The 18977-nt window shown below is 72.7% G+C and carries 10 protein-coding genes and 2 pseudogenes; 10 read left to right on the top strand and 2 right to left on the bottom strand.

Annotation, left to right across the window (positions count from 1 at the left end; genetic code table 11):
* Nucleotide 1: 1 nt before the first annotated feature.
* Nucleotides 2–937: a DUF4097 family beta strand repeat-containing protein gene (locus ACZ3KP_RS08230; RefSeq protein ID WP_467497444.1), complete on the bottom strand. Its 936-nt coding sequence runs from the start codon at nucleotides 935–937 to the stop codon at nucleotides 2–4.
* 260 nt (nucleotides 938–1197) lie between these two features.
* Here ACZ3KP_RS08230 and ACZ3KP_RS08225 point away from each other — a divergent pair, with 260 nt between their 5' ends.
* On the top strand, nucleotides 1198–1365 hold the full coding sequence (locus tag ACZ3KP_RS08225; RefSeq protein ID WP_467497442.1) for a hypothetical protein: 168 nt from the start codon (nucleotides 1198–1200) through the stop codon (nucleotides 1363–1365).
* 38 nt (nucleotides 1366–1403) lie between these two features.
* Here the strand turns inward: ACZ3KP_RS08225 and ACZ3KP_RS08220 are convergent, their stop codons facing one another.
* Nucleotides 1404–1583 carry a DUF6104 family protein gene (locus tag ACZ3KP_RS08220; RefSeq protein WP_023586593.1) on the bottom strand — a complete coding sequence of 60 codons (180 nt, stop codon included), beginning with the start codon at nucleotides 1581–1583 and terminating at the stop codon, nucleotides 1404–1406.
* A 233-nt stretch (nucleotides 1584–1816) separates the two neighbouring features.
* On the opposite strand from ACZ3KP_RS08220, the pseudogene ACZ3KP_RS08215 reads away from it, so the two are divergent.
* The 9 genes and pseudogenes from ACZ3KP_RS08215 to fxsT (ACZ3KP_RS08175) form a co-directional block, all read left to right on the top strand.
* Nucleotides 1817–2293 (top strand): annotated as a pseudogene (locus ACZ3KP_RS08215) (CU044_2847 family protein); the annotation flags it as partial.
* 287 nt (nucleotides 2294–2580) lie between these two features.
* Nucleotides 2581–4992 carry a VMAP-C domain-containing protein gene (locus ACZ3KP_RS08210; protein WP_467497440.1) on the top strand — a complete coding sequence of 804 codons (2412 nt, stop codon included), beginning with the start codon at nucleotides 2581–2583 and terminating at the stop codon, nucleotides 4990–4992.
* A gap of 112 nt (nucleotides 4993–5104) precedes the next feature.
* Complete coding sequence (locus tag ACZ3KP_RS08205) at nucleotides 5105–6127, top strand: AAA family ATPase (RefSeq protein WP_132888818.1); 1023 nt, start codon at nucleotides 5105–5107, stop codon at nucleotides 6125–6127.
* Between the two features lie 316 nt (nucleotides 6128–6443).
* A complete protein-coding gene (locus ACZ3KP_RS08200) occupies nucleotides 6444–9737 on the top strand; it encodes an SAV_2336 N-terminal domain-related protein (protein WP_467497438.1) in 3294 nt (1097 codons plus the stop codon).
* A 28-nt stretch (nucleotides 9738–9765) separates the two neighbouring features.
* Entirely contained in the window at nucleotides 9766–9918 is a 153-nt protein-coding gene (gene fxsA / locus ACZ3KP_RS08195) for an FxSxx-COOH cyclophane-containing RiPP peptide (protein WP_467497436.1), read from the top strand.
* A 263-nt stretch (nucleotides 9919–10181) separates the two neighbouring features.
* A pseudogene (locus ACZ3KP_RS08190) lies at nucleotides 10182–11264 on the top strand (FxsB family cyclophane-forming radical SAM/SPASM peptide maturase); the annotation flags it as partial.
* A gap of 54 nt (nucleotides 11265–11318) precedes the next feature.
* Nucleotides 11319–12782, top strand: coding sequence for an aKG-HExxH-type peptide beta-hydroxylase (locus ACZ3KP_RS08185; RefSeq protein ID WP_467498065.1), 1464 nt, complete (start codon nucleotides 11319–11321; stop codon nucleotides 12780–12782).
* Between the two features lie 43 nt (nucleotides 12783–12825).
* Entirely contained in the window at nucleotides 12826–15696 is a 2871-nt protein-coding gene (fxsT, locus tag ACZ3KP_RS08180; RefSeq protein WP_467497434.1) for an FxSxx-COOH system tetratricopeptide repeat protein, read from the top strand.
* 222 nt (nucleotides 15697–15918) lie between these two features.
* Entirely contained in the window at nucleotides 15919–18921 is a 3003-nt protein-coding gene (gene fxsT, locus ACZ3KP_RS08175) for an FxSxx-COOH system tetratricopeptide repeat protein (protein ID WP_467497432.1), read from the top strand.
* The last annotated feature ends 56 nt before the right edge of the window (nucleotides 18922–18977 follow it).

Here is an 18977-nt window from a genome sequence, read left to right as displayed (position 1 = left end):
GTCAGAGCACCTTCTTGTCGGTCGTGCCGTCGGTCGCGCCGTCAGTCGTGCCGTCGGCCGGGGTGGAGGGGGCGGCCGGGGTCGGTTCCGTGGGGGACGTGGCCTCCCATGCCGACTTCTCGTCCTCGTCCTCCTTGGGCGGGCGGCGCAGCAGGGCGATGGAGCCGGAGACCGTGGTGGCGCGGAGCTTGCCGTTGCCCGCGCCGAGACGGCCGGTGATCTTGTGGGCGCCCCACTGGCCGTGCACCCGCAGGCCGTCGAAGGCGTTGGAGATCGTGCCGCTCGCGGTGTTGGCCTCCACCTCGGCGTCGGCCGGGTGCGGCAGCCGGATGGCGATCTCGCCGGAGACGCTGGTCAGTCTGACGTCGGTCGGGCCGTCCGGATCCAGGTCGATGATCATGGAGCCGCTCACCGAGTCGGCGCGTACGGCGGAGCCGGACCCCTCGACCACGGTCAGGTCGCCGGAGACGGAGTTGAACCGCAGGTCGCCGGTGACCGCCTGGGCCTCCAGATTGCCTGAGACGGTGTCCGCGCGGACCTCGCCGGAGAGGCCGACCAGGGTGGTGTCGCCGGTGACGCCCTTCACCACCGAGGTGCCGTTGATCCCCGACACGACCGCGGCGGCTCCGACCACGCCCACCTCCACGTGGGTGTCCACCGGGACGGTCAGCGAGACGACCGCGCTGCGCCGCCAGCCCTTGCGGTCGAGCCACTTGAGGAAGCCCTTCCAGGGCAGGTCCTCGTAGGCCACGGTGAGTGTGCCGTCCTGGTGCGTGACGATCAGGGGCGGACCCTCGATCTCGGAGATCTCCAGTCGGGCGGAACCCTCGTCCGTGCCCACGACGTTGACCGTTCCGTTGACGATACGGACGTGCAGATCGCTCACGGGGGTGTCGAAGGTGAGCTTCCTGGGTTCAGCGACGGACCACTCGGACATGGTGCGGACCTCCCTCGGGCCGGGCATGCGGCTGGACGTGGACGTGGACGCGGCTGCCGGGATGGCGGTTCGCGCCATATCGCGTCTTCCATAAACACGATATATCGCGGCCGCGTGAAGTCAAGGCGCTCTTTCGTGTGAGGGGCCAGTCGTGGAGTTGACGGCGGGCGAGATGTGCGAGATGTGCCATGTGCGCGATATGTGCGAGGGTGTAGACGGCACAACGGGCGATGTGGGGACGAAGCGCTTAGCGTGAGGGCATGCCGATGGACCGGTCCGGCGTGGCGTGGGGTGAGGTGTGCGTGGGGCTGCCGACCGTGATCTGGGGTGCGCGGCGGCGCAGTGTGCCGTGGATCGCGGCGGGGGTGCTGCTGGTGGTGCACGGGGTGCTGGAGCTGTCGTACGCGACGTTGCTGCCCCGGGACTGACCGACCCGGGGCGCTTCACCCTCGTCCTGCTCCTCGTCCTACTCCTCGTCCTCGTCGTCCAGGCGGGCCAGCCAGGTCGCCAGGCGTTCCACCGGGACCTCGAAGTCGGGATTCAGGTCGACGAACGTGCGGAGTTGTTCCGCGAGCCACTCGAAGGTGACCTCTTCCTCGCCGCGCCGCTTCTCCAGTTCCTCGATGCCTCGGTCGGTGAAGTACATGGGTCGCTCTCCTGCATGCCTGTGTGGATGCCCGGTGATGGGCGCCTACCAGCCTAGGCGGAGGGTGAAGGCGTGCCGCCGGCGAAGGGTAGGGCTCCCCTTCCGGGGGAAGGACTCTTTCCCCGTGGGATGGGAACGGCGGTGTCTTCCCGTGCGGAGAGGGCGGGAAACCACGAACGGTACGGCGTAGGGAGCACACGGGGCTCGGGGACACGGGGGAGCGGGGGAGCGGTATGGAGCAGGACGTCACGCGGATCGCGCGGGTGCGGTTGCCGGACGGCACACCCGTGTGGGCGCGGATCTCGGGGGCCGCGGAACTGGAGGTGCCGTCGGGGGAGTTGTCGTTCACGGACACCGGGCTGACCGAACGGGTGGAGGCGAGTGTCGAGAGCCTCGGCGCGCTGGTCAACGGGGTCGCGCGGTCGCTCGCCGAGCCGCTGCGCGCCGTGCGGCCCGACGAGGTGAGCGTCGAGTTCGGGATCGAGCTGACCGCGAAGGCCGGGAAGGTGGTGGGACTGCTCGCGGACGGGGAGGCGAAGGCCGCCATCACCGTGACCCTCACCTGGAAGGGAGACGGCCCACCTGATCCGGGAGGTCGGCCGGGTGGTGGGTCGGCTGGTCCGGGGGGTCGGTCTGGTGGTGGTTCGGTGGGGCCGGAAGGGCGGCCCGGTGGGGGGCCGGCCGGTCCGGAGGGGGCGTCCGGCGCCGGTCCGGGGGGTCAGGACGTGCGGGCCTGTGGTGGTCCGGTAGGGCCGGATACGCGGGCCTGTGGTGGTCCGGTAGGGCCGGATACGCGGGCCTGTGGTGGTCCGGCAGGGCCGGATACGCGGGCCTGTGGTGGTCCGGTAGGAACCGGCGGGCGGGACGGTGACGGAACGGCGGAGCCTGATGTCGGGGCCGGTGAACCGGCCCGTGGCCGCTCATGGCCCCGCGCGGGCGCGTCCCGTGGCGCCTTGGTGCACGGGGGCGGCCAGGCGGCCGGTCCGGGAGACGCGGCATGACGGACGGGTACGACGGGGGCGCATCCGGCGGCTGGGATCCGGCCCACCATGCGCTGCGTGAACTTGTCACGGCCGCCACCGTGCGCATCCACCGCACGGGCGTCGGGTATGCCCCGGAGGAGTCGGGGGCGTTCCTCGGCAGCGGCTTCTTCGTCGCACCCAACTGGGTGCTGACCTGCGCTCATGTGATCCACGGCGGAGAGGGGGGCGAGGTCACCGTGATCTATCAGACCGGCCCCTACGACGAGCCGCGCGCCGTACCCGGCAAGGTCGCGGCAACCCTCCCGGAGCAGGTCCAGGGCCCCGTCCAGGGCAGCTGGCCCGCCCCCGACCTGGCCCTGGTCCGGTTGCGCGAGCCGGTGGACCACGCGTGCGTGTACCTCTCCGAGCGGCCGATGCCGCACTACACCGAGGGCCGGGTCTTCTACGCGGGCTGGGCCCCCTTCCAGGGCCGCCCGCAGCCCCTCGACGGCTTCCTGACCGTGCACGGCACCATCGGCGGCTGGTCGGCGGGCGCCCAGATGCGCCTGGGCGCGAACGAGCTGCCGCTCGGCGTCTCCGGCGGTCCCGTGATCGACCCGGTGCGCGGCGAGGTCGTCGGCGTACTGAAGTCGCGCTCGGACCACGGGCCGGGCGGCACGTCGATCGGCATCGAACGGCTGCGCACCCTCCCGGTGGCGGCGCCGAACGCCCGGCCGCACGACCTGTACCGGCACGGCCTGCGTCACCACGACCCCTACCAGCACGACCTCTACCAGGCCGTCTGCCACGCCCACGACCGCCACCACCGCGACCGGCAGCAGCCCAGTGACTCGGGGCGCCCCACCTGGACCGACCTCCAGGCCGAACTCGGCGCGCGTCCGGGCCGCACGCTCAGCCCGCACGAGCGGGTCGAACTGCTCGGCCGGCTCGCCGACCTGCCGCCACCGGACAGCACCCGGGGACTGCTCGACATCCTCCACTCGCTGCCCGGCTTCCGGCTGCCGACCTTCTCGCCCGCACCGCGCGGCTGGCGCGACGGCCTCGGCGCGCTGTACGAGAACGTGCGCCACGACGGCGCGCTCCGGCTGGTCACCGAGTACGCGATGCGCGTGATGACCGCCGAGCGTCCCGTCACGCCCTTCGTGCTCGCCGCCGAACAGGCCCTGTGGGAGTGGATCAGGCAGGCCGCGACCCGCCTGGACAGCGACTACCGCAGCGAACTCGCCCGCAGGCGCGCCCAGCACCTCGGTGACCGGCCGCGCGTAAGCCCGGGCCGCGACCGCGCCGGCCACCGGGCCGGGGAGGCGGCGGCCGAGGCGGCCCTGGCGCACCGGACCGGCGACCTGGTGACGCACCCTGCCGGGAGCCTGCTCGGTGAGGAAGCCCCGTCGTACCGGCCGGGGGAAGCGCCGGGCGAAGAGGTACCGGCGCACCGGAGCGGAGGCCTGACGGCCGCGGAGGGGCGGGCGCATCCCCGTGACATCGGGCTCGACCAGTCCGTCCTGCTCGAAGTGGAGCACCTCGCCTGGAACCGCGACCGTTGCGACTGGTCGGTCGCGGTACTCCGGCCGGACGGCGAGGTGACCCGGCTGGACGACGGGCAGGGCGCCCCGCTGGCCGACCTCGCCGCGCAGGTCGCCGGGCCGCTCGCCGAGGCCTTCCGGCGCTGCGACGAACCCGACCGGCCCGTCCCGCTGCACGCGGCCCTGCCGCACCTCCTGCTCGACCTGCCGGTGGACGAGTGGCGGCTGCGGCCGGGCGCGGAGCCGCTCGGCGCCGAGCGGCCGGTAGTGGTCCGCTGCAAGGACCGCGACCAACTGCCCGGCGAGGACGGCTGGTACGACGACGAAGTTCAGGGCGGCGAACTCCGGAGCGGCGAACTCGACGGCGGCGAACTCCAGGGCGGTGCACTGCACGGCGCCGGGGCCGGGTTCCCCGGCGTCGACGAGGCCGCCGACCGACGGGCCCGCTGGCACCCCGCGCACCCGGCGGGCGAGCGGTCCGTGACCCGGGCCAGGGCCGAGATACTCGACTGTGACGACGCGGTGCGCCGGCCGGTGTCGGAGGTCGCGGTGCTGCGCGGCCTGGCGCCGGGCACCGTCCCGGTGCTGTGCCGCCAGGGCGACCTGCGCTACCCGGACGACGCCACCGCCCTCGGCCGGATCGTCCGGGCCGGGTACGGGGTGGTGCTGTGGCGGCGCTGGAGCCGCCGTACCGACTCCGTGTGCGGGGAGTTCCACCGGGGCGCCCGGATGACCGTCGACGACGCGGACGGCGCCTGGGCGCTGCCCGACCTGGTGCACGGCCTGCGCAAACAGGTGCGCGAGGGGCTCACGGAGGCGTTCTGGGCCAAGGACATCGCTCTCCTGTACGACGATCCGCACCGCCCCCTGCCCGGTGCGGGGGACCTGCTGGAGGCGCCGTGAACTCGCGCGCCCGGTGTGAGGCCCTTACGGGCTGTGCTGATGGTCGATAACGTGAAGCACGTTCGACGGCTGCCGTGGGTACGGGACGGACGAGTGACGACGAGGACCGGACATGACCGAATCCAGTGAGTGGCTCATCTACCGAGGCGCCGGGGAACCCCACGACGGCATGAACAGGCTGCCCCCGCCGCCCCCTTGGCGGGACTTCTCCGGCCGGGACGCGGCGGACGGCGGCGACGGCTCGCGGGACCGCAGGCTCGGTGCGCACCGGCACCTGGCCGAGCTGCACCGGCCCGGCGCCGAGGAACTGGAGATGATCAACGCGGCGCTCTACCTGCGCCGTCCGCTGCTCGTCACCGGAAGCCCGGGGGCGGGCAAGAGCACGCTCGCGCACTCCGTCGCCTACGAACTGGGCCTGGGGGACGTGCTGCGCTGGTCCATCGTCAGCCGCTCCGCGCTGCGCGACGGCCTCTACCACTACGACGCCATCGCCCGGCTCCAGGACGTCCAGATCGCCGCGCAGGGCGGGTACGGCGCGGCGGGCGGCACCCCGGGTGCCGTCGAGGCGATCGGGAGCTACATCCGCCTCGGTCCGCTGGGCACGGCCCTGCTCCCCTCCGACACGCCTCGCGTGCTGCTGATCGACGAACTCGACAAGAGCGACATCGACCTGCCCAACGACCTCCTGAACGTGCTGGAGGAAGGGGAGTTCGAGATACCCGAGCTCCAGCGGATCGCCGACCGGCTGCCGGACGGCGAGGCGGAGGTGCTCACCGCCGACGGCACCAAGGTGCGGGTCCGGGACGGCCGGGTGCGCTGCCGCGCCTTCCCCTTCGTGGTCCTGACCAGCAACGGCGAACGGGACTTCCCGGCGCCGCTGATGCGTCGCTGCATCCACCTCCAGCTGGACCGCCCCGACCACAACCGGCTCGCCACGTTCGTCCGCGCCCACCTCGGCGACGAGGCGGCACGCGCGGGCGACGACCTGATCAACCGGTTCCTCGAGCGCTCCCGCAGTGAGCTGCTCGCCACCGACCAGCTGCTGAACGCGATCTATCTCACCGACGCGGCCGCCCCGCCCAGCCGTGACCGCCTCGCCGACCTGCTCATCCAGCGACTCGACCGCCCGAGGTGAGCCGCTGATGCCGGACGCAGCACCGCGAAACGGCCCCGTCCCACCCGACCCGGACCACGCCCCACCCGCCCCTGGCCACGACTCACCCGCCCCCGGCCATGACTCACCCGCCCCTGGCCAAGCTCCGCCCGCCCCTGGCCACGGCTCACCCGGCCCGGACCGTGGCGGGTTCGCCCCCGGCCGGACTGCTCCCGCCCAGGGCCGCGCGTCCTCCGTCCCGGACGAAGTCCCGGCCGGGGCGGGGCGGGTCAGGGAGGACGGCTCGGGGCAGGTCCCGGTCGAGCCGGGGCGTGACCTCGGGGGCGACGGTGATCCGTTGGTCGAGTTCGTGCGGCGGTTGCGGGAGGTCGGGCTCGACCCGGATGCCGAGGGGCTGAGTGATGCCCTGTGGCTGGCCCGGTACGCGCGGTCCGGGACCGGGGCGGCGGACGGTGCGCCGGATTCCGGTGCCCGGCCGGGACCGGCCGTGGGGGCCGTCGTACCGCCGAAGGCACCGCCTGGGGACGTGCCGTCCTCGAAGGGCGGGGACCGGCCGGTGCGACCGCCGTCGGCCGTCGTCGGGGAGGGCGGGGCCGAGCGCCGGGCGGCCCTGTACCCGGTGCCGCAGCAGCACGGCGCCCCGCGCGGCGCGGCCGTGGGGCGGATCGCCGGGCTGCCGGTCGGCGTGCCGGCGGCGCCCGCGCTGCCCGCCCCACTCGAACTCCAGCGCGCTTTGCGGCCGTTGCAGGCCTACCGCAGTGCCGCTCCGCCGTTGCGCACCGAACTGGACGAGACGGGGACCGCCGAACAGAGCGCCCGCGCGGGCGGCCTGATCCTGCCCGTGTACCGCGCGGTGACCCGGGGCGACGCCCGGCTCCAACTGGTTCTGGAGGCCTCCCCGTCGATGCGGGTCTGGGACCGCATGTTCGCCGAACTGGTCCAGGTCTTCAGTCAGTTGGGTGCCTTCGCCGACATCCAGATCAGCCATCTGCACACCGGCCCCGACGGCGAGGCCACGGTCGGCCGCAGCGCCGACGCGCACGCCGCCCCGCTGCACACCGCCGACCGCCTCAGCGACCCGACGGGCCGCCGTATCACCGTCCTGGTCAGCGACTGCGCCGGCCCGCTGTGGCGCAGCGGCCGCGCCCACCGGCTGCTGCACCACCTGTCCCGGCAGGCCCCGGTCGCCGTGCTCCAGCCGCTGCCGCAGCGGATGTGGAGCCGCACCCGGCTCCCGGTCACCTACGGGGAGCTGAGCCGTGGCGAGACGCTGGGCGGCGCCACCGCGCTGCGGGTGCGCACCCCGGCCGGGAGCGCCGCGAGCGGTCCACGGGGTGCCGTACCCGTGCCGGTGCTGCCGCCCGAGCCGGTGGCGCTCGGGGCATGGGCGAGGCTCCTCGCCGGGATCGGCGCCGGGCCGGTGGCGGGCGCGGTCGGCTGGGTGCGCGCGGACCAGCCGCCCGCCCCCTCGACCCGCCCCGGGCGCGCCCTGTCGGCGATCGAGCGGGTCAGCAGGTTCCGGTCGACGGCCTCCCCGAGCGCCGGCCGCCTCGCCGTCTACCTGGCCGCGGCCCCGCTCTGCCTCCCGGTGATGCAGCTCGTCCAGCGCACCATGCTGCCGGACTCCGGCCCCTCCGAACTCGCCGAGGTGCTGCTCGGCGGCCTGGTCACCCGCGCCCGCGAGGACCACGGCCCGGACGGCACCCAGTGGTACGAGACGGAGCCCGAGGTGCAGGAGGCGCTGCTGTCCACCCTCGGCCGCGACGAGGCGCTGCTCGTGCTCAAGCACTGCTCCGAGTACATCGAGCAGCGCTTCGGCAAGGGCGGCCCCAACTTCCCGGCCCTCGCCCTCGCCCAGCTCGGCGACGGCGGCTCCGGGCGCCCGTACCCCCCGCCGGGCACCGGCTACCCGGCCCGCAACGGCGACCACGGGGACGCCACCCTGGTCCCGCAGCCCTTCGCGGAGGTCGCCGCCCGGGTGCTGGAACGCTTCATGCCGCTGCCCGAGCAGTTCCGTCTCTTCGGTGGCCGCGACACCGCCGTGCGACCGGGAGAACGCCCCACGCACCAGGCCGTCGGCCGGGCCCGCGCGCTGCTCGTCCGGTTCGACACCGAGGGCATGGTGCAGGACCTCATCGACGCCGTGCAGCTGCTGCGCGGCGCCACCGAGCACGAGGAACCGCCGGGGGCGGACCCGCAGCTGTGGGCTCAGTACGCCGTCTGCACCCTGCGGCTGTGGGAGGTGCAGGGCGGCGCCGACCTGCTGCGCGAGGCCGAGGAGGCCGCGGAGCGGGCCGTGGCGCATCCGCACGCGCGCCGCGAACGCGCGGTCCTGGCCCGGGTGCTGGGGGCCGCCGCCACCGACCGCAGGCGCCGCGGCGACCGGGCCGGCGCCCTCGACCTGCTGCGCCGCGCCGACCGGGAGTACGCGGTGGCCTGCGGCGCCCCCGACCTCGACCAGCAGGAGGCGCTGCGGCTGACGCTGGAACGGGTCGGTGCGCTGGAGGCGCAGTGGCGGCTCGGTGGGGACAGCGCGCTGCTCCAGGGCGCGGTCGGCATGCTGGAGGCGTTCGCCGACGCCTGGCCGGACCGCAGGCGCCGGCCGCCCGAACTGCCGCTGGCCCACGGCCGGGTCCTGCTGCGCCTGTCCGACGCCACCTCCGACCCCGAACAGGCCCGCGGCTATGCCGAACAGGCCTCCCGTTCGCTGCGCGACGCCCTGGAGTCCGCCCCGGGGGCCCCGGACCGGGTCCGGGTGCGGCTGGACCTGGTGGACGCCCTGCTGCGCGCGGGCGGCGCCCTCGACGAGGCCCAGGACCGGGTCGACGAGAGCCTCGCGGTCACCCGCAGGCGCGGTCAGCGGGCCGCGCTGCACCTGCGGGCCGGGCGGATCCGGGTCGCCCGCCACGCCGAGACCGGCGACCCGCGTGAACTCCGGCAGGCGGCGGACGCGTTCGCGAGCGCGGCGGCGGACATGCCGCGGGACGACCCCGGCTACTCCCAGGTCCTGGCCGAGTGGGGCGAGGCCCTGCTGCGCCGGGCGGCCGCGGAGGGCGGCGACCGGGCGTGGGCGCCGTTGTCCCAGGCGATCCGGGTCCTGCGGGACTGCCGCCGGGAGACCCCGGCCGGCCACCGCGACACCGGTCACCGGCTGCTGCTGTTGGGCCGCGCCCTGATCCTGCGCTACCGGCAGCGCGGTGACCGCGTGGACCTGCGGGAGGCGGAGCACCTCTTCGGGCTGGCGGCGCACGCGGCGGCCGCCGCGGACGATCCGCTGCTGGCCGCCCGCTGCCGGCTCGACCTGGGACAGACGCAGTACGAGGCCTACCGCAGCCTCGGCCGCCCGGCCCGGCTCGACGAGGCCGTGGACGCGTTCCGGCTCGCCGCCGAGTCGGCCCGGGAGGCGGAGGCCGCGGCCCGTACCGAGCGGGGCCGTCAGGAAGCGGTGGTGCTGGGGGCTCAGGCCCACCACTGGCGGGGTATGTCCTACGAGGCGGCCGCGCGCCCACGGGCCGCCCGCGAGGCCTACCGCGCCGCCCGCACGGAGTGGGCACGGCTGCCCGAGGGCACGCTGGCCACGGGTGAACCGACCGCACGGGACACGGCGGAGCGACTTGCGGCGCTGGAATGAGTGCGGGCCGACTGAGAGGAACGGGGAGATGACGGACGAGCCGTTGCCAGAGCTGCTGGATCTGGACCTGGAGGAGCTGAGAACCGTTCAGCACCCGGTTCTCAGCCAGGTTCTGGAGGAGTTGCGTGAACGGGCGGGGCGGCCGAGCGAGATGCTCTGGGGCTTCAACAACGCGTTCTAGGAAGGGCGCGGTGACGGTACGGACCGAGCAGCCGGCCGATTCGGCCGTCTCGCCGGTCTAATCGGACAAGCGTCGACGCTGCGCGTTTGTGGTCGGCGGCTCGGTGGGAAGGCGATGCCGTACATGTGCGGCGTTTGCGTGCTCGTGCTGGATGAGTGGGGTCGTGGAGCGTGGGGGTGACCGACGTGTCTGGAGACGCTGCGGCCGGTCGCGGGCCGGGGGGTACGCGTGGCGGCGCCGGGCCCTCTCCGTTCCGGCAGTTCATAGTCAAGGTGCACGGTCGCTGCAACCTGGCCTGTCGCTACTGCTACCTGTACGAGGGCCCCGACCACACCTGGAGCGGACGCCCGATGGCGGCCTCGGCAGCGGTTCTGGACCGCACGGCGGACCGGATCGCCGAACACGCGCGCACTCACGGGCTGACGGCCGTCTCGCTCGTCCTGCACGGCGGTGAGCCCCTGCTGGCCGGTGTCGACACGCTGGTCCGATTCACCGATCTCGTACGCGACCGCGTTCCTGCCGGATGCACGGTTTATGTCACCGTCCAGACCAACGGCACCCTGCTCACCGAGAAACGGACGGCGCTCCTGTCCCGGCACGGCATACGGGTCGGCATCAGCCTGGACGGCGGGCTCGCCGCGCACAACAGCCGCCGCGTCGACCATGCGGGACGCCCCTCCTGGCCCGCCGCCTCGCGCGGGGCGCGTCTGCTCGCGGAGCGTTTCCCGGACGCGTATGCCGGAATCCTCACGGTCGTCGACCCCGCCCTCGACCCGGTGGAGACGTACGAGTCCCTGCTCGTCCTCCGGCCGCCGGCCCTCGACCTGCTCCTGCCCCACGGCAACTGGTCCGTGCCGCCGCCCCGCCTGGAGGCCACACGCTACGGCGACTGGCTCTGCGCGGTCTTCGATCGCTGGTGGCGGTCCAGCCACCGGGAAGTGCGGGTACGGCTGTTCGAGGAGTGCATCGCGCTGCTGCTGGGCCAGCCGGCCGCCACCGAGTCGCTGGGGCTCGCGCCTTTCGACGCGGTCGTCGTGGAGACGGACGGGTCCATCGAACAGGTCGACTCACTGAAGTCCGCGTACGACGGCGCCGCCGCGACCGGTCTGGACGTGTTCCGGCACGGTTTCGACGACGCCCTGCTGCATCCCGGGGTGGCGGCTCGGCAGGGGGGCGTGGCGGCGCTCTCGGCGCAGTGCCGGGCGTGTTCCCTGCTCGACGTCTGTGGCGGCGGCCACTACGCCCACCGCTACCGGGCCGGATACGGCTTCGCGAATCCCTCCGTGTACTGCCTCGACCTGCAGCGTTTCATCCGGCACGTGAGGAGTCGGCTCGCCGGGACCGTGGACACGGCCCCTGTGGCCGTCCAGGTGGCGTCCACCGAGGAGAGGCCTGAGTCCATGTTGTTTCCTGCGCTTTCGGCCCGGTCCCTGGCCGCACTGGGGCGCACCGAAGGTGATCCGGACACGCTCGCGACTCTGGTACGGGACCAGGACACCCGGCGTCTGCTGATGCTGCGCGCCTTGCTCGACGCGGTCGAGGGCGCGGACGCGGCGGTGCTTCCGGCAGGGGCGCGTGGCCGGACGAGGGAGGACTGGCACCTGCTGGCGGAAGCCGACCGGGTGATCTCGGCCGGGGATGAGGGAAACCCGTTGCCCTCCTATGCGACGACTCCCGCGCGTGCCCGTCTCCTCCATCCCATGGTCGGTCCCTGGGTCCGTCAGTGCCTGCGCCATCTCGAGTCGGAAGCCGGACGGCCGACCGAGCGGCGCGTCCGCGAACTCGGCCGTGACCTCTCCTACCTCGGTGCGCTCGCCGTCGCGGCCGCCGCCCGCGCGGGGATCGCCTTCACCGTACGGCTGACGGCCCGGGACGGTGTGCTCACCCTGCCTTCGCTCGGCGCGTTCTACACGGCCGAGCCCGGGGACGCCGTGGTCGACGTCGTCTGTGCGGACGGCCGCATGACGCTGCGCCAGAAGGGGTCCGTGAACGTCACGGTCCACGTGGAGGAGGGGATCGGCGCCTGGTCCGCGGCGCCGGCCTGGACGCCCGCATACGCCTTGCCCGGCCTGCTGGCGGAGAGCCCGTCCATGCCGCTGGACGATCTGGATCCGTACCGCACGGTGCACGGCGGACCACGGCATCACGACCTGAGCGGTCCGACGGTGCTCGACGAGGAGGGGCGCAAACGGTGGCTGCAGGCTTGGTCGGGGACCGCTGCCGCGCTGCGACTGGGTGGTGAGCACCGCGTGGCCGAAGCCGTTGCGCTGCTGCGCTGCCTGATCCCGCTCGCCGAACCACCTCGGCCCGGCCCGGACGCCCGGCGAACGGGCAGTTGCAGCGGAACGCGCCGTGAGGCATTCGGAGCGCTGCTGAGCAGCACACCCCCCACGTCGGAGACGTTCGCCGCGACCCTCGTGCACGAACTCCAGCACGCGAAACTCTCCGTGCTCAGCGACATGCTGGTGCTGCACCACGCCGGGCCGCAGGAACGCTATTTCGCGCCCTGGCGCCCGGACTCACGACCGTACGACGGCCTGTTGCAGGGCGTGTACTCGCACCTCGCCCTGGCCGACTTCTTCCAGCGCTACGCGCTCCGGACCGAGCGTCCGGCACATCGTCAGAGGGCCTGGGAACAGCACGCGCACTACCGTGCCCAGGTCGCGGCGGCGCTGCCCGCGCTGGTGGGTTCCTCCGACCTCACCGCGCAGGGGCGCCAGTTCGTCGACCATCTCGTCGCCACGCACGAGCGGATGGCCGAGTTTCCCGCGCCCAGGGGACACACGGTGCGAGCCGAGGCGTACGTGAAGGCAGCGCGAGACCTGTGGACGCGGCGGCATGGCTCCGTGATCGACAGGCACTAGCGGGACGACGGTTTCCGGTGGTTCATTGGGGGGAGATCACTGCATGTACGGAGCTCGAACACCGGCCGGGCCGACGCCGCGGGACGCCGTCACCATCAGCTTTGCGGAGTTCGACGGGGCCTGGGCGGCATGGATCGGCGACCGGTTGGAGCGACGCGGCCTGCGTGTGGTCCACGCGCCGTGGGACTGTCCTGCGGAGGTCACTCCCCGGGAACTGCTGCGCGGACTGAAGCGCGCGCAGGGCCGCGTCCTGATCGTCGTCAGCGAGCGGTACTTCCAGCTCGGTCCGCACACGCACGAGGAGTGGAACGTGGCCCTACGGGAGATCGTGGCGCCTGAGGCCGCCCACTTCGCGGCCGTGTCCGTCACGACGGCTCCCGTGCCTGCGGCCACGGCGATGCTCGCCCCTGCCGGGCTGACCGGGCTCGGCTCCGACGAAGCCGAGCGGCTGCTGCTCGACCGGCTCGGCCTGTCCGCCGGACCCCCTGAACCCGTTGCGGACCGGTGGCACGGGCCGCGGTTCCCGCACGCGGCAGCGGAGGTATGGGGCGGAGTGCCCCGTCGCAACACCCGGTTCACCGGCCGCGACGCCCTGCTGAACACCGTCCACCAGAGGTTCCGAGCCTCCGGGCCGGGTGCGGGTGCGGTGACCCTCTGTGGCATGTCGGGGGTGGGCAAGACCCAGCTGGCCGCCGAGTACGCGTACCGATTCGGCTCCGAGTACGACGTGGTGTGGTGGGTCAGCGCGGACAAGCGGATCACCTGCCGCAGCCGCCTCGCCGAACTCGCACCGGCCCTGGGCCTGTCCACCGGCGACGGCTACGGTGAACGGCTGCGTGCCGTGCGCGACTCGCTCCGGCGAGGCGATCCGTACGGGCTCTGGCTGCTGATCCTGGACGGCGCTGACGAGCCCGACCAGATCTGGGACCTGGTGCCGACCGGTACCGGCCATGTGCTGATCACCTCCCAGAACCCCGAGTGGCGGGAGCACGACAGCGAACTGCTGGAAGTGGGGGTCTACCAACGGAACGAGTCCGTTGCCTTCATCCGGCGGCGCGTCACGCGGCTTGCCGAGGTCGAGGCCGACCGACTCGCCGAAGCACTGGAGGATCTGCCGCTGTTGCTGGACCAGACGGCCGGTTGGCTGGACGACTCGGACCTGTCGGTCCAGGCCTACGTCGAGCTGCTGGAGGACGGCATCGAGAACGATGTCGTCAAGGTCTCGGCGGACTTTCCCGTCGCGTTCCAGACGGCGTGGTCGATCCTGTTGAACAAGCTTCGCGACACGGTCCCCGAATCCGTGGTCCTGCTCAGGCTGTGCACGTTCTTCGCGCCGGGTCTGGTGCCCGTCCGGCTGCTCAGGGAGATGTCCCGCGAAGGACTGCCCGAACGGGTGGCGGGGTTGCTCGGCGACCCGCTCCTGTGGAACAAGGCGATCGATCAACTGCGCCAGTACTCGGTGGTCCGTCCGGAATCCCACGGCACGGCGCCCGGCGACCACACCTCGTCCGGGGAGTTCCTGTACCTGCACCGCATGGTGCACCAGATCGTTCACCAGGACATGCCGGACGACGACCGTCGAGAATTCATCGAGGTCGTACGGCGGGCCCTGGCCGAGGCGGAGTCCCGCGACCCGATGGAGCCGCGGTCGTGGCCCGGCTATGCCGGGATCGTTCCGCACCTCGACCACGCGGGCGTGCTCGGCAGCACCGACCCCCGGGTTCAGCAACTCGTCCTCAACTGCCTGCGCTACCTGTACCTGTCCGGTGAGTACGAGGCGGGCATCAGGCTCGGCGAGCGGGCGATGGAGACGTGGCGGTCGTTGCTCGGCGAGACGCACCCGAGGATCTGGGAACTCGTCCACCACCACGCCAACCTGCTGCGCGAGGCGGGCCAGTACGCCCGGACAGAAGCCATCACGCGGGCTGCCGTCGACCACCTGAGGGACGAACACGGCCCGCATACGCTGGAGCACCTGAGCGCGGCCAGCGGCCTCGCCGCGACCCTGCGCGCCCTGGGCCGTTACGACGAGGCGCTGCTGATCTCCCAGTGGATCCTCCTTGACTACCAGGAGCTTCTCGGCCGGCGGGACCCGCGCACCCTCGACGCCCAGAACAACGTCGCCGAGTCGCTACGACTGCTGGGCCGGTACGAGGAGTCCCTCGAGTTGAACGGACGTACGTTGCAGGCACGCCGTGAGCGACTGCCGGCCCGCCACCAGAGGACGCTGTACTCCGAGTTCGTCTACGCGACCGACCTGCGACTGCTGGGCCGGTACGCAGAGGCCGAATCGCTTCAGGAGGAGAACGTGCGTGCGCAGCGCGTCGTCATCGGTCCGGACCATCCGCGGACCCTCGAAGCCGAGTACAACCTCGCGTTGTGCCGTTACCGTGGTGGCGACCGTCACGGGGCGGAGACACTGCTGGCCCATGTGTTGGAGCGATCCGAGCGGGTGCTGGGCGAGGCCGACCCGCTGACCCTGCGATTCGCGGCCGGCGCCGCTTGCCTCGCCCGGGAGCACGGTGACATCGACCGGGCCAGGGAGCTGAGCGAGGCGGTCCTCGTCCGCTATGAGGCGATGCTCGGCGGCAGCCATCCGTACGTCGTCGGGTGTCGCGCCAACCACGCGCTCGTCCTGTGGGCTCTCGGCGAACGCGAGGCCGCGCACGACCTGGTCGAGCGCGCACTGACCGACATGACCGCCGCGGTCGGCGAGCAGCACCCGTGGACCCTGGGCTGTGCCCTCAACGCCTCCGCACTGCGACACCTCATCGGTGACCTGGAGGGCGCCGCCGCGCTGAGCGGGCGTACCGTCGAACTGGCCACCGGGACCCTCGGCCCCACTCATCCGCTCACCCTGGCGGCCCGGGCACACAACCATCCGTACTGGGACTTCGAGCCCCAGATCATCTAAGGGCCCGGTTCGCCCCGGTGGGCGTCGGCCGGCACGTGGAGCCGCCCCTGCAAAGGTTGTTGGCGCCATGTCAGCTCGGTAGGGAATCGCGCTGAAATGACGACTTCTCAGGCTCCGCTGCGCAAAGATCGACAGGCTGAGGTATTCGGTTCCGAGGTCGCCCGACTCCCCAGAGCCGCACCGAGGTTCTAGGATTTTATGTCTACGCGTGGAGGCCGTCGCATGTCTGAAACTCGTACGCCGGTCAGGCCGACCGGAAGGGGGGCCGCGAGGCAGACCGTCACGATCAGCTTCGCCGGGTTCAACCGGGCCTGGGCGGCGTGGATCGGGGACAGGCTGGAGCGGCGCGGGGTCCGGGTCGTCTACGTGCGCTGGGACTCCCCGGCCGAGGAGACCCTGGTGGACCTGCTGCGCGGGCTCTCGCTCGCCGAGGGCCGCGTCCTGATCCTGGTCAGTGAGCGGTACTTCCAGCTCGGCCCCCGGACCTTCGAGGAGTGGAACGCGGCGCTGCGCGAGGTGGTCGCGCCGGACCCCGCCAAGTTCGCCGCGGTGTCCGTCACCAGTACCCAGGTGCCCGCCGCCATCGCCGTACTGGCGCCGGTCGACCTCACCAACATGGGCGCCGACGAGGCGGAACGCCGCCTGCTGGACCGGCTCGACCTGCCCAGCGAGGCCCGCCCGTCGGCGGAGGGCGCCCGCGGCCCGCGCTTCCCGGCCGCGATGCCGGAGGTCTGGGGCGGGGTACCGCGCCGCAACACGCGTTTCACGGGCCGGGAACCGGTGCTGAACGAGGCGTACCACCTCCTCCAGGGCAGCGAACCGGGCGCGGGCGTGATCACGCTGCACGGCATGCCGGGGGTGGGCAAGACCCAGCTGGCCGCCGAGTACGTCTACCGCTTCGGCTCCGAGTACGACGTGGTGTGGTGGGTCAACGCGGAGAGCAGGGTCACCTACCGCCGCGTCCTCGCGGAACTCTCCACCAAACTCGGCCTCGCCACGGGCGACGAGTACGGCGAACGCCTGCGCGCGGTCCGCGACGCGCTGCGCCGGGGCAGCCCGTACTCCCGCTGGCTGCTGATCCTGGACGGCGCCGACGAGCCCGAACAGATCTGGGACCTGGTCCCCACCGGCCCCGGCCACGTGATCATCACTTCCCGCAACCCGGAGTGGGGCGAGCACAACAGCAAGCTGCTGGAGGTGAACGTCTACGACCGTGACGAGTCGGTCGCCTTCGTCAGGCGCCGCGCGCCGAGGCTGACGGAGCAGGAGGCCGACCAGCTCGCCGAGGCTCTGGAGGACCTGCCCCTGCTGCTGGACCAGACGGCGGGCTGGCTCAACGACTCGGACCTCTCCGTCGAGGACTACATCGCCCTGCTGGAGGACGGCGTCGACCCGGACGTCGTCAAGGTGTCGGCGGACTTCCCGCTGGCCTTCCAGACCGCGTGGGCGATACTGCTGAACAAGCTCCGCGAGACCGTTCCCGAGTCGGTCGACCTGCTGCGCCTGTGCACCTTCTTCGCGCCGGGCTTCATCCCGGTGCGCCTGTTGCGGGAGATGTCCACCGAAGACCTGCCGGAGCAGCTGACCAGGCTGTTCGACGACCCGCTGCTGTGGAACAAGGCGATCAACCAGCTGCGGCAGTACTCGGTGGTCCGGCTGGAGTCCCACGAGGCCGGCTCGGAGGAGATCCCCTCTCCCGGTGAAGCGGTGTACCTCCACCGGATGGTCCACCAGATCGTCGGCAAGGACATGCCGGAGGCGAGTCGGCGGGAGTTCATCGACGTGGTGCGCCGCGCGCTGGCCGAGGCCGACCCCGGCCGCCCGACCGACACCCGCAACTGGGAGGCGTACGCGGAACTCGTACCCCACCTGAAGTACGCCGACGTCCTCAACAGCACGGACCGCAAGGTGCAGAACCTGGTTCTCAACTGCCTGCGGTACATGTGGTGGGCGGGGGAGTACACCTCGGGCTGGAAACTCGGCAGGCGGACCGTGAACGCCTGGCGCGAGCTGCTGGGCGAGTCGGACACGCGGGTGTGGGAGGCCACGCACCACTACGCCAACCTGCTGCGGTCGGCAGGCCGGTTCGAGGACACCGAGGCGATCGACCGGGAAGCCATGGAGCACCTGCGCCGGGGTGGCGAGCGGTCCCTGGAGTACCTCCGGGCGGCCAACGGGCTGGGGGCCGACCTCCGTGAACTGGCCCGCTACGAGGAGGCCCTCGAACTGGACGACTGGCTGTACCCGGCCTACCGGGAACTCCTCGGCGAGCAGGACTCCCGGACCCTCAACGCCTTGAACAACAAGGGGTACACGCTGCGGCTCATGGGCCGCTACGAGGAGGCCATGGAGGCCGACCGGCAGACCCTGGAGACCCGCCGCCTGGTGCTGACGGGCCGCCACCTCATGACCCTGTTCTCCGAGGTGTCCTACTCCATCGACCTCAGGCTGCTGGGCCGCTACGCGGAGGCCGAGTCCAACAACCTGCGGACCGTCCGCGAGTACAGCCACGTCGGCGGCCTGGGCAGTCCGGACGCACTGCGGGCCCAGCTCAACCTGGCGCTCTGCCAGTTGCGGACCGGGGACCGCACCTCGGCCGGGGCGCTCCTCACCCAGGTGCTGGACGGGTACGAGCGGAAACTCGGCGAGAACCACCTGCGCACCCTGTCCGCCGCCGTCAGCCACAGCTGTTTCAACCGTGAGCACGGCGACATCGACCTGGCCCGCGAGACCAGTGAGTCCATCCTGGCCCGCTACGAGCAACTCCTCGCGGAGGGGCACCCGTTCACCGTCGGTGCCCGGGCGAACCAGGCGCTGGTCCTGCGCAACGTCGGCGAACGCGAGGCCGCCCACGTCCTGATCGAGCAGGCGCTGGCCGGCATGACCGGTGCCGTCGGCGAGTACCACCCGTACACGCTCGGCTGTGCCATCAACGCCTCCGCGCTGCGCAACCTCATCGGGGAGACGGAGTCCGCCGCGGAGCTGAGCAGGACCACCGTGGCCCGGGCCACCGAGACCCTCGGCCGTACTCACCCCCTCACGCTCTCCGCCCGCGTCGCCTACGCGGCCGACCTGCGCGGTCTGCGCTCCCGGCAGCAGGCCGAGAAGGTCGAGCAGGAGGCGCTGTCCGACCTGGAGGCCACCCTGGGCAGGCAGCACGTCCACACCATCTCCGCCCGCGCCCGCAACCGCCCGTACTGGGACTTCGAACCCCAGGCGAGCTGACGCCCGGACGCCGAAGGGCCCGGCCCCCGTGACGGGGACCGGGCCCTTCGTGGTGC

It is taken from the genome of Streptomyces sp. NPDC020958 (assembly GCF_055562175.1).
Note: the sequence above shows the minus strand (reverse complement) of the source record. Positions and strands in the feature narration are given on the sequence as shown.